Raw genomic sequence first — 10,820 nt, forward strand, 5'->3', positions numbered from 1 at the left:
TACACCACGTCGCGCGCAACGCTTCCCGGGGTGTGGTGTTGATTCGCCGGACGCTTGCTCCGCCCCTCGAAAGCGCTCGGCGTGTCGCCTGGGTGGGAGGATGACCGCACGCCTCCTCTGAGCGAGGCCGACACCAGCGGTTGTCGGTACTTGGACGACGCATCCTGTCCGCATGCCGCCTGCCTGACCGTAGGGCAGGCGGGCCACCAGGGCACATTCCGTCAAGGCGTACCCGGGGGACTGGGGGCTTCCTAGCTTCTGAACGGACTCGTTGATTGGGAGATTCGCGGATGCCTCGTCCCTATAGCTTTGACCACTACCAGGTTCCGAAGACGCTGCCGGCGCCGAAGCGAAGCCTGCGTCGGCAGGACAAGGCGCGGCTGGCCCATTCCAAGGCGCATCCCGAGGCCATGGACAGCCACGAGGGCGTTCACTACGGCAAGCGCTTCGCGGAGACGGAAGAGCGCTACATCGCGCATCAGATGGAGGCGCAGTTGGAGGAGCTGGCGCGGCCGGAGCCGGACGCCAAGTTCTCCCACGGCCCGGAGTTCAAGGCGGCAGGTGGCACGTCGAAGCGCAAGGCGCGTCCGACGTCCGCGCCTGCCGTGGGAGGAACGGCGCCGATTGGCGCGCTGCCACCCACGCGCGAGCAGCCGCCGCGCGGGCGGCTGCCGGAGCTTCGCGACGAGGCGGAGCACCAGCTCCAGGCCCTGCGGGGTGGACTGGGCGACGCCGTCAAGGCCGTGTCCCGGCTCCTCCTGCTGCCCGTCACGGTCGTCCGCATGGCCGCGGGCCGCTTCCTTCCTCTGTCCTGACCTGGGTGAGCGACGCGCGTGGAGCTGAGGCTCGTTTCGTACAACATCCACAGTGGTATCGGGACGGACGGCCGCTTCGACCTGGGCCGGGTGGGCGCGGTGCTCCACGAAGTGGACGCGGACATCGTCGCGCTCCAGGAGGTAGGCGACTTCCGCGCGGTGACGCCTCGGGAGGACCAGCCAGAGCACCTGGCGGACATGCTCGGGCTGCACATGGCGTTTGGTCCCAACGTCGTGCGCAACGGCCGGCGCTACGGCAACGCCATCCTGTCGCGGCTGCCCATCCTCAAGTCGAAGAACTACGACTTGAGCGTGGGCCGCCGCGAGCCTCGGGGCGCGCTGCGCTGTGACCTGGACATCGGGGAAGGGCAGCAGCTCCACGTCTTCTCCCTCCACCTGGGCCTGCGCCTGGGCGAGCGGCGCAGGCAGGAGGCGCTGCTGCTGTCCTCGGACATCCTCCGCGATGCCGCGCGGAAGGACCCGTTGGTGGTGTGTGGAGATTTCAACTATTGGGGCAACGGCCCGGTGCCCTCGATGGTGCGCGAGGCCATCCACGACGCGGCGCTGGAGCTCGGCGCGCCCGCTCGCACGTACCCCACGCGCCTGCCCCTGCTGCGGCTGGACCGCATCTTCGTGGACGCGGGCGTTCGGCCGCTGTCCATCCATCCTCACCGCACGGCGTTGAGCCGGGTTGCGTCTGACCACCTGCCCCTCGTGCTGCGCTTCGAGACGCCCATCGCCGTGGAGCCTTCCGTCTCTCCCCCGGTGCAGCTCATCGGGTAGACTGGGCGGATGGGCTGGCGCGCGCGTTCACTGGCCGACGCTTGCGTGTGCCGGACAAAAACGCCGTGACGTGGTTGTCGCGGAACGGGTGCATGCCTAGGTTGGCCCGCACCTGAGAGGCCGTATGCGTCGGCCGGAGAGCGCATGCACGTGGGAAGTGAACAGGCGGAGCGCGGAATCGCCGCGCTCGTCGGGCGCATGGCCGACGGCTTCAGCCGGCTGGTGACGCAGCACCTGCAACTGGCGCGCATGGAGCTGGCCGAGGACGTCAAGGCCACGGGCCTGGACGTGGCGATGATCGTGGCCTTCGTGCCCTTCATCCTCGTGGGTTATGGTTTCGTGTGCGCAGCGATGGCCGCGTGGCTGTCCACGTGGTTGGGGTGGCCCGGAGCGCTGGTCGGAATCGGCCTGCTGAATCTGGTGGGCGGCGTGGGCGGCGCGATGTGGGCAGTGAACCGGCTGAAGGCGCGCCGGATGATGGACGATACGTCACAGGAGCTCTCGCTCAGCGTGGCCGCGCTCACCAACGCCGCCCCCAGCGCAGCCGTGAACGCGCTCGAGGGGACGAAAAGGGAAATCTTCAAGGAGCCCCCACATGGCCGCTAGCAATGGACAGCCCAAGGCCTACAGCCCCCGCAGCAGCGCGGACCTGCGTGCCGAAATCGAGCGCACGCGCGCCGAGCTGGCCACGTCCGTGAGCGCCCTTCGCGAGGAAGTGGCCGTGGCCGCCGACTGGCGCCAGTGGGTGAACCGCAATCCCTACGCCTGCGTGGGCGCCGCGTTCGTGGTGGGGCTGTGGCTGGGCTCGCGCGACTGACGACTTCCGTAGTACCCCCAATGAGGAGCTGACTTCGATGGAGATGAATCCGCAGCAGATGGCCGACAGGGCCCGTGAGTTGCAGGACCGCGTGGTGCCGCAGATCGACGAGGCCCGTCAGAACATCGTGGACCTGAACAACCGCGTGGTGAGCTTCATCCGCGCCAATCCGGGCACGTGTCTGCTGGGCGCCGTGGCCGTGGGCTTCCTCGTCGGACGCATTGCCTCGCGCCGCTGAGCCGCGCGCTGGAACCACACGAGAGGGTGAACGCATGACGACGTTTCCGGGTGCATCGAGCAATGGCACGCCGCAGGACCCGCAGGGGAGCGGCTTCGGGCAGCGGGTGGACCACATTGGCAGCGACGCGCAGCAGCTCTGGTCCGACGCGCGCAGCGCGGTGACGGACTTGGGGCAGACGCTGGACCTGCGCGGACGCGTGGAGCGCAACCCTTACGGGATGATGGCGGCCGCCGTGGGCGTCGGCTATCTGCTGGGCGGCGGGCTCTTCACGCCGCTGACGGCGCGCATCCTCCGGCTGGGCGTGCGCCTCGCGGCGCTGCCGCTTGTCAAAGATGAGCTGATGGGCATGGCGGAAGCGGCCTTCCAGGGCTATCAGACTGGACGTGGTATGGCTGGTCCGGGCCCGCAAGGCTCCGCGTCGGCGAATGCCAGCTCCGCAGGAACTCCTCGCCCGCCGACGTACTGAGGCCGGGCTCTCCTCCACCCCACAACCCCTGGAGTCGCAAATGGTGAATTTCAACAACCTCAAGAAGCTGGACAAGGACGACCTGCTGCACCTGGTGGGCCTGGAGACGCGCCGGGACACGGTTGACACGATCCTGCCCGTCGTGGGCGCCTTCGCCGCGGGCATCCTCGTGGGCGCGGGCCTGGGCCTGCTGCTGGCGCCCAAGCCGGGCAACCAGCTGCGCGATGACCTCCGTCAGCGCCTGCACACCGGCCAGGAGTATCTGACCAACGCGGTCGGCCGCTCGCCCGAGGGCGCGACGCAGACGGGCCCGCAGGGCACCGTGTCCCGCACCTCCTGATTCGCGGCATCCGCCGCACACGGCCCTGGACGGGGCCATGGGCCTCCATTCGCGCCGGCAACGGCCGCGGGTGGGGGCCTTCCCGTTTGGAGCCGGTTAGAGTCCACCGCCGTGAGCGAGACGACGCAGGGTGGGATGGTGAAGCACGCCGGGGCCAGCGAGGGCGTGCGCCCGGACGCGGCGCTGGCGCGGCTGCGCGCGCTGGAGACGCTGGAGTCCGGCTACGAGGCGTGGCTGGAGCTTCAGGTGGAGCATGCGGCGTCGCGGCTGCGCTTCAGCGAGGAGCGCGAGCGGTTGGAGCAGCAGGGCTCGTTCCTGCTGGGCGCGGTGCGCGCAGCGGGGCTGACGCCTCCGCCGGGCGCCGAGCCCGCGCTGGTGACTCCGCCGGCCGCTCCGGGGGACTTCCTGCGGGACGCGGAGGACAAGCTGACGCAGGCCCGCGACGCGCTTGCCCTGCGCGAGGCGGAGAGCGAGGCGAAGCATGCCGAGGCCTTCGCGGAGATTCGCGCCACGCTCAAGGACCGCATCCAGCGCTACCTGCGCGCGAGCCGCCCGTCCCTGACGTTGCTGCTGCGCCGCGTGGGGACGGAGCGCGCGATTCTCCATCTGAAGCGTGTGTCCGGAGACACGCCCGTGCTGCTGTGCTTCCTGCTGACGGGCAGGATTCCGTCCCGGTACGGCTTCCTGCTGGACGACTCCACCGAGGACGTGTCGCTGCCGCCCGCGCCGCTCTACGCCGATGAGGGCGTGGCCGCGGAGCAGGTGCGCCCGGACGCGGCGGGGCTGGAGGCGCGCGTCAGGGGGGCAGGGGAGGTGGCGCCGCTGAAGGGCTTCCTCCCCCTGTTCGTTCCGCGCCCTTCGGGGGGCGAGGACTTCTTCCGGTTGCTGCAGCGGGGCGTGGTGCTGGAGGTGGAGGTCTCGGACGGGACGGCCTTCCGCAACGTCCTCTCCCGCGAGGAGTCCGAGCGCTTCGCGGGGCACCTGCTGCGCCTCAAGCTGGAGGGGCGCATCGGGCTGGACATCGAAGTGGGCTGACGCGCCGCCGGGGCGGTGCTTCCTAGCGCGTGCGCACCACGCCCACTTCGGCGGTGCCCGCCAGCAGCGCGCTGCCGAGGAACAGGTTGCCGGACTCGGCGCCGCCCATGCGCACGGCGTGGAAGATGACCAGGTAGGTCTGCTCGCGCTGGGGGAACGCGGCGGCCGGAATCGTCACGCGGGCCTCGCGGTACGGGCCCGGCAGGCCCACCAGTTGGAGGAACTGGACCGGCGTGGAGGGCAGGTTGGTGTACGTCGGCTCGCCCTGCGCGCCCTCGGCGCTCAGGGGCACGACGGTGACGAAGCCGAGCGTGCGTTCGGCGTTCGCCGGGGGCGCGGGCCGGTCGAAGGACAGCGGCGTGCTCGCGTCGATGCGCAGGAAGCCTTCGGGCGGGTGCAGCGCGGCGATGGGCTCCTTCATCGGCGCGTCGTCCACCTGGCCCACGTAGCGCGTGCCACCCCGGTTCGCGATGAACTGGTACGTGGCGCCGGACTGGTAGGTGAAGTCGGAGGAGCCCACGCTGGTGCGGCGGTAGTTGCCGGAGCCCTCGTCCGCGAGCGCCGTGGCCTGGCCCCCCACCGGCTGCACCGTGATTTCGGCCCCCGCCAGGCCGGAGGGCTGCGAGTTCTCCCCCGTCCGGCTGCCGAAGAAGAGGATGGCGGCCGTCTGCGCGGGCAGGGCGATGACGTCGCCGCCATCCGGGCTGAAGGTGCCCGCGTCATGGCCGGCCAGCGCGGAGGCGGAGACCTCGACCTCCGGGGTGGAGAGCAGCGTGCCGACCATGACGTGCTCGGCGGTGAGCTGGTCCAGGTCGCAAGCCAGGAAGGCGAGGGAGGAGGCGGCAAGCGCCGCGGACACCAGGGTGTGTTTCATGGGAGCACGAGCATAGCAGGCGCCCCCGCAACGACGCCCGCGCGCGGGCCCGTCTCGGGGTATCCTCCGGACCACCCGTGCAAGGTCACCGCGTTCACTCCGCAGGCCGGCGCTTCCTGAAGCGGCTTGGCGTCTCGCTGTTGATGGCCCTCCTCTTCGGAGGCGTGCTGGGGCTGCTCGTGTACCTGCGCCCCACCAGCATCGTGCCGCCCAAGGATCCACCGTCGGCCTGGGTCCCCTCCGCGGCGGTGAATGCCGTGCAGGCCTGGCTGGAGGGCTGGGAGCGCGTCACCTACGACTGGCGCGTGCGGGAGCTGGGGGAGCGCTCCGAGCGCCCCGACGAGGCCGTCGTCATCGCCATCGACGACGAGACGCTCGCCGAGGCCCGCCAGGATGTACGCCCCGGCGTCGCCACGCAGCCCTGGCCGCGCCAGCTCGTGGGCCGCATGGTGCACCGGCTGGTCCAGGAGGGGGCGTTGCTGGTGCTGGTGGACCTGCCCTTCACGGACCTGAGCCCCAACGCCTGCGCCGAAGCCTCGCCCGCGCCGTCGCTCTCCTGCGACGACGCGGCCTTCGCCGCCCAGTTGGCGAAAGACGCGGGCCGGGCGCTGCTGTCGTTCACCTGGGAAGCGCAGGGCCCCCGGGTGCTGCCCCCCGCCAACCGCCTCTGGCCGTACCGCGTGAAGCTGGGCGTCTATGACGCGCCCGAGGAGGCCTCCCTGCGCGCGCAGGCCGTGCTCGCGGCGCAGCGCCCCGCCTTCATCATCCCCGCGGGCAGCCAGGTGGAGGTCTGGGGCGGCGCCACGGACGAAGCGGACGGCAAGGCGCTGGGCTCGCGTCTGGGGGCCACCGCGCACGTCCTGGAGGAGCGCCGCGCCGCGGATGACAGCTACCGCGTGGGGCCCACGGAGCTCTTCGTCGCGCTGGCGGAGGTGCAGGTGGAGGGACTGGACGCGGCGGGCCTCATTGAGCTGCGCCAGGTTCAGCACCCCGTGGTGCCGCTGTTGAACGGCAGCGCGGGGTTCGGCGCGTCCACGCTCGTGGCGGGGCGGGACGGGCGTGTGCGCGCCGTGGCGCACCTCATGAGCTACACCGTGCGCGGGAAGCGCCACATCCTGCCGTCGCTGCCCCTGGCCGCGGCCATGCGGCTGGCCGGTACGCGCACGCTCCGCTACGCGGACGGCAAGCTGCACGTGGGGGACCAGTACGCGTTCCCCATGAGCGCCTCGGGCCTGAGCCTGCTGCGCTGGGACGCGCCCAACGCGGGCCGGGGCTCGCGCGGCTCGCTGGCGCGCTCCATCCGCGCGTGGAACGTGCTCCTCAACGTCTTCGACGTGGCGGACGAGCGCCCCGCGCGCTTCGAGAATGACCTGGAGGGCCGCACCGTCGTCCTCACGCGGACCTCCGGCGAGTCCGCGCACCTGCGTCCCACGCCCCTGGGGCCACAGACGCCCGGAGGCGCGATTCTGGGGCAGGCGCTGGCCAACATCCTCCGCTCGGAGGGCATCACCCGCGCGGCGCCAGATCTGGACCTGCTCCTCACGCTGGGGCTGGCCTTCCTCGGGGCCTTCCTGGCGCTGTCGCTCAGCTTCCTGCTGCGCTCGGTGCGCGGCGCCGTGCTCTACGTGGGCTTCCTGGTGGCGGCGGGCGCGGGCTACACCTTCGGCGCCGCGTACGTCTTCGTCGAGCAGCGGCTGTGGGTGGCCATGGCCGGGCCGCTGCTGGCCATGGTGGGGGCCTTCGTCGCGACCATCCGCTACGCCTACGGCACGGAGCGGCAGATTCGTGACTTCGTGCACAACGCGCTCGGCCGCTACGTCAGCCCGGACGTGGCCCGCCTGGTGGCGCGGGACTTGAGCCTGATGCGCCCCGAGCGCCGGCAGATGTCCGTGTACGTCTGTGACATCGAAGGCTTCACGCGGCTGTCGGAGGGCCTGCCGCCCGAGCAGCTCGTGGGCCTCTTCAACGCGTACCTCACGGAGATTTCCGCGGTGGTGCGGTCCACGGCGGGGCAGGTGGACAAGTACATCGGCGACTCGGTGATGGCCTTCTGGGGCGCGCCGGTGCGCACGGACCGCCACGCGCACCTGGCCTGTGAGGCGGCGCTGAAGATGCGGGAGGTGCTGACCGAGCGTCAGCCCGCCTGGGAGAAGAAGTACGGCCACCGCCTCAGCTTCCGCGCGGCCGTGGACACCGGGGAGCTGGTGGTGGGCGACCTGGGCAGCGAGCTGAAGTCCAACTACACCGTGCTCGGAGACGCGGTGGGGCTGGCCTCGCGGCTGGAGTCCATCAACAAGGTGTACGGCACCTATGTGCTGGCCGGAGACACCACCGCGCAGCTCGCCAGCGGCAGCTACGTCTTCCGCGTGGTGGACCTGGTGCGCTTCAAGGGCCGCCCCCAGCCGGTGCGCGTGCATGAGCTGGTGGCGCGCCGCGGAGAAATCACCCCTCGCATGCAGGAGCAGCTCGCGCTCCACGAGCAGGCCCTCACCGCCTACCACCAGCGCCGCTTCGCGGAGGCGCACGCCCTCTTCGAGCGCGCCTCGCACGAGTACCAGGACACCGTCGCCGCGCTCTACGCCGGCCGCTGCGCCCGCTTCCTCGTCACGCCGCCGCCCGCGGACTGGGACGGGGTGCACGGCATGGAGGAGGGCGCGCCCACCACCGCGGCGGCGGCGGCGTGAGTCACTGCTCGCCGTCGTCCGAGTCCGGCTGGCCGAAGAGCTCCTTCACGGGCGAGTCCTTCGCGATGTGCTCCGCTACCACGCGGCGCATCTTCTCCGCCGTCATCGCCGAGTAGTACACCTCGCCCGGCCAGCCCATGAGCTGGTAGTCCTCGGGGGAGAGCGGGTCTCTCTTGCCGCCGGTGTCCTCGCGGACGACGACGTTCGGCCCCATGTGGCAGAAGCCGTAGCAGCCGCCGCGGTACAGCTCGCAGCGCGGCACCAGCCCCTGGGCGGAGAGGGTGTCCCGGGCCTCGGCGTGGACGGCGTCCGCGCCGCCCGCCTTGCAACTGGAGCCCTTGCACACCGACACGCGGTAGCGCTTCACGGTGGCGTCTCCATGCGGCTGCCATCAAGCGTATTGAAGAGGTTCAGCTTCACCACCAGCCCCCTGAAAAAGCGCCGGCCCGCCTACCGCTTCAACGCGGGAGGGCGGGCCGGGAGTCCTGGTGAGGCCGGTACGGCCTCACTGGGCATCTGGATTCACTTGATGAACTTCGTCACCTGGATGGGGCCTTGCTGCGTGACGACCGTCTGGTGGCCCGCATGGGCCCCCGCGGGCAGCGCCTTGCCGTGGCCGTCGTGCGCTCCGTGCGGCAGCTTCAGCTCCACCAGGCCCTCGCCGATGCGCGTGTGCGCTTCCTTGTGGACGTGGTGCGGCTCCTCGGAGCCCTCGCGCTTGTTCCACGGGTCCGACGGGTGCGACACCGGCGGGCCCTTGAGCAGCTTCGGGATGTCGTAGACGAAGTTCTGCCGCGTGTACTCGGGCGGGGTGTGCGTGTAGGTGTCCATGCGGATGGCGTCCTTGGGGCACGCATCCACGCAGAGGCCGCACACGATGCACCGCAGCTCGTCGATGACGAACTGGGTGGGGTACTTCTCGATGACGCGGTCCTCGGAGTCCGAGGCTTCGTCCTCGTACTCGCCCGCCTCGATGTAGATGCACTGCGCCGGGCAGATGGTGGCGCACATGTAGCAAGCCACGCAGCGCGGCTTGCCGTCCTCGCGCGGAACCAGCCGGTGCAGGCCGCGGTAGCCCTCGGGGTAGATGGGCTTCTCCTCGGGGTACGCCACCGTCGTCATCAGGCTGGCGCCGGTGCGGTCCACCACCTGCGTGTTGGTGTCACGCGTCCCGAAGAGGTTGCGGAAGAAGTGCTTCGCGGTGATGCCCAGGCCGCGGAGCAGGTTGGGCACGTAGGTCCGCTCGCGGATGTCCGTGCGCGGGTCCTTGCTTACCTTGTAGGCCATGATGGTTCTCGATTCCCGGATGCTGGGGCCGAAAGGTGCGGCCTAGTGGGTGGACGCCGGGGCCGCGCCGTGGGCGTGCGCCGGCACGTCATGGGCACCATGCCCGCCGTGTCCGTGGTCGTGGCCATGGGCGCCGCCGTGTGCATCGCCGCCCTCGGGGACCTTCGTCGTCGTGGTCAACACCACCAGGAGGCCAATCTCCGCCAGGCCGAGGATGGCCAGCGCCCGCAGGGACGGATCCCAGAGGACCAGCGCGCCGGTCACGAACACGTTCGCCAGGCCGATGGGGAGGAGGATCTTCCAGCCCAGGGACTGAATCTGGTCGTAGCGGAAGCGGGGGAACGTCCAGCGGATGAGCAGCTGCACCCAGATGAGGAACAGCACCTTGAGCCAGAACACCGTGCCCAGGATGGTCCCCAGCAGCCAGCCGTGCTCCTGCATGACGGGCAGGTTGGCCAGCCACTCGTTGCCGAAGGGCAGGTGGTAGCCGCCGAAGAAGAGCGCCGTCGTCACGCCGGCCAGCACCACGACCTCCACGAACTCGGAGATCATGAAGAGGCCGAACTTCATGCCGGAGTACTCGACGAAGTAGCCGATGATTTCGGACTCGCCTTCCGGCAGGTCGAACGGGGCGCGCTTGGTCTCCGCGAAGGACGCGGCGAAGAAGAGCAGGAAGCCCAGCGGCTGGATGAAGATGCCCCACGCGGGCAACCCCAGGTCGAAGGCGCCGTCGGTGCGCCACAGGTACTGGGCCTGGCCCGTGCCGCCGGTGAGCGCGCTGCCGATGTCACCGATGATGGCGGGGAACTGGACCGAGGAGAACGTGAGGAAGAGGCCGACCAGGGACAGGCCGAGGGCGACTTCGTAGGAAATCATCTGCGAGGTGGCGCGCACGCCGCCCAGCAGCGCGAACTTGTTGTTGGAGGCCCAGCCGGCCAGCGCGGTGCCGTAGACGGCCAGCGAGGCGATGGCGAGCACGTAGAGGACGCCGAAGTCCGGCGTGGCCACCACCATGTCCACGTTGCGGCCGAACACCTGCACCGACGGACCGGCGGGCACCACGGCGAACAGGGCGAAGGTGGGCGCGAAGGCCAGGATGGGGCCCAGGTTGAACATGAACCGGTTGGCGGTGGCCGGAATCAGGTCTTCCTTGGTCAGCATCTTCAGCACGTCCGTGAGGATGTGCGGGAGGCCGCCCAGCGAGCGGTTCTTCAGGCCGGGCAGGGCGATGCGGGCGCGGTTGGGACCCATGCGGTCCTGGATGAACGCGCTCCACTTGCGCTCCGCCATGGTCAGCAGCGTGGCGATGACCATCACGAAGATGAGGACGAGGAACAGCACGTTGGTCAGCCGGCTCGCGCCCGTGAACCAGTGCTCCTCCACCAGGCCACCCACCAGGTAGGCCGACGCCATGCCACCCGCCATCAGGAAGACGATGGTGAACATGGCGACGAGAATCGTCAGTACGCGGCTCATGA

General features: G+C 70.5%; 13 protein-coding genes. 9 read left to right on the top strand and 4 right to left on the bottom strand.

All coding sequences use genetic code 11. From position 1 onward, the window contains the following. Positions 1-290: 290 nt before the first annotated feature. The 8 genes from KGD87_RS02705 to KGD87_RS02740 all read left to right on the top strand — a co-directional run bounded on the left by KGD87_RS02705 (position 291) and on the right by KGD87_RS02740 (position 4,497). The gene (locus tag KGD87_RS02705) at positions 291-815 is read left to right on the top strand and encodes a hypothetical protein (RefSeq protein ID WP_284665997.1); all 525 of its coding nucleotides are present in this window, start codon (positions 291-293) and stop codon (positions 813-815) included. An 18-nt stretch (positions 816-833) separates the two neighbouring features. Next, complete coding sequence (locus tag KGD87_RS02710; RefSeq protein ID WP_284665998.1) at positions 834-1,598, top strand: endonuclease/exonuclease/phosphatase family protein; 765 nt, start codon at positions 834-836, stop codon at positions 1,596-1,598. A 144-nt stretch (positions 1,599-1,742) separates the two neighbouring features. After that, positions 1,743-2,204, top strand: coding sequence for a phage holin family protein (locus KGD87_RS02715; RefSeq protein ID WP_284665999.1), 462 nt, complete (start codon positions 1,743-1,745; stop codon positions 2,202-2,204). Continuing rightward, entirely contained in the window at positions 2,194-2,415 is a 222-nt protein-coding gene (locus KGD87_RS02720; RefSeq protein ID WP_284666000.1) for a DUF3618 domain-containing protein, read from the top strand. Before KGD87_RS02715 ends, KGD87_RS02720 begins: the two co-directional genes overlap by 11 nt. Before the next feature lie 37 nt (positions 2,416-2,452). Then, positions 2,453-2,653, top strand: a complete 201-nt coding sequence (locus tag KGD87_RS02725; protein WP_026113958.1) for a hypothetical protein — start codon at positions 2,453-2,455, stop codon at positions 2,651-2,653. Positions 2,654-2,687: 34 nt separating this feature from the next. Continuing rightward, the gene (locus KGD87_RS02730; RefSeq protein ID WP_284666001.1) at positions 2,688-3,122 is read left to right on the top strand and encodes a hypothetical protein; all 435 of its coding nucleotides are present in this window, start codon (positions 2,688-2,690) and stop codon (positions 3,120-3,122) included. 40 nt (positions 3,123-3,162) lie between these two features. Next, on the top strand, positions 3,163-3,462 hold the full coding sequence (locus KGD87_RS02735; RefSeq protein WP_284666002.1) for a YtxH domain-containing protein: 300 nt from the start codon (positions 3,163-3,165) through the stop codon (positions 3,460-3,462). A gap of 111 nt (positions 3,463-3,573) precedes the next feature. Next, positions 3,574-4,497, top strand: a complete 924-nt coding sequence (locus tag KGD87_RS02740) for a hypothetical protein (RefSeq protein ID WP_284666003.1) — start codon at positions 3,574-3,576, stop codon at positions 4,495-4,497. Between the two features lie 22 nt (positions 4,498-4,519). Here the strand turns inward: KGD87_RS02740 and KGD87_RS02745 are convergent, their stop codons facing one another. After that, the gene (locus tag KGD87_RS02745) at positions 4,520-5,371 is read right to left on the bottom strand and encodes a hypothetical protein (RefSeq protein ID WP_284666004.1); all 852 of its coding nucleotides are present in this window, start codon (positions 5,369-5,371) and stop codon (positions 4,520-4,522) included. Between the two features lie 143 nt (positions 5,372-5,514). On the opposite strand from KGD87_RS02745, the gene KGD87_RS02750 reads away from it, so the two are divergent. Continuing rightward, on the top strand, positions 5,515-8,055 hold the full coding sequence (locus KGD87_RS02750; RefSeq protein ID WP_284666005.1) for an adenylate/guanylate cyclase domain-containing protein: 2,541 nt from the start codon (positions 5,515-5,517) through the stop codon (positions 8,053-8,055). 1 nt (position 8,056) lies between these two features. Here the strand turns inward: KGD87_RS02750 and KGD87_RS02755 are convergent, their stop codons facing one another. The 3 genes from KGD87_RS02755 to KGD87_RS02765 form a co-directional block, all read right to left on the bottom strand. Then, positions 8,057-8,422 (bottom strand): (2Fe-2S) ferredoxin domain-containing protein, encoded by a 366-nt coding sequence (locus KGD87_RS02755; protein WP_284666006.1) that lies wholly within the window; start codon positions 8,420-8,422, stop codon positions 8,057-8,059. Positions 8,423-8,577: 155 nt separating this feature from the next. Beyond that, positions 8,578-9,342 carry a NuoI/complex I 23 kDa subunit family protein gene (locus KGD87_RS02760; protein ID WP_284666007.1) on the bottom strand — a complete coding sequence of 255 codons (765 nt, stop codon included), beginning with the start codon at positions 9,340-9,342 and terminating at the stop codon, positions 8,578-8,580. 42 nt (positions 9,343-9,384) lie between these two features. Then, positions 9,385-10,818, bottom strand: a complete 1,434-nt coding sequence (locus KGD87_RS02765; protein ID WP_284666008.1) for a complex I subunit 1/NuoH family protein — start codon at positions 10,816-10,818, stop codon at positions 9,385-9,387. Positions 10,819-10,820 lie beyond the last annotated feature (2 nt).

This window comes from Myxococcus sp. SDU36 (assembly GCF_030168875.1).
Taxonomy (GTDB): domain Bacteria; phylum Myxococcota; class Myxococcia; order Myxococcales; family Myxococcaceae; genus Myxococcus; species Myxococcus vastator.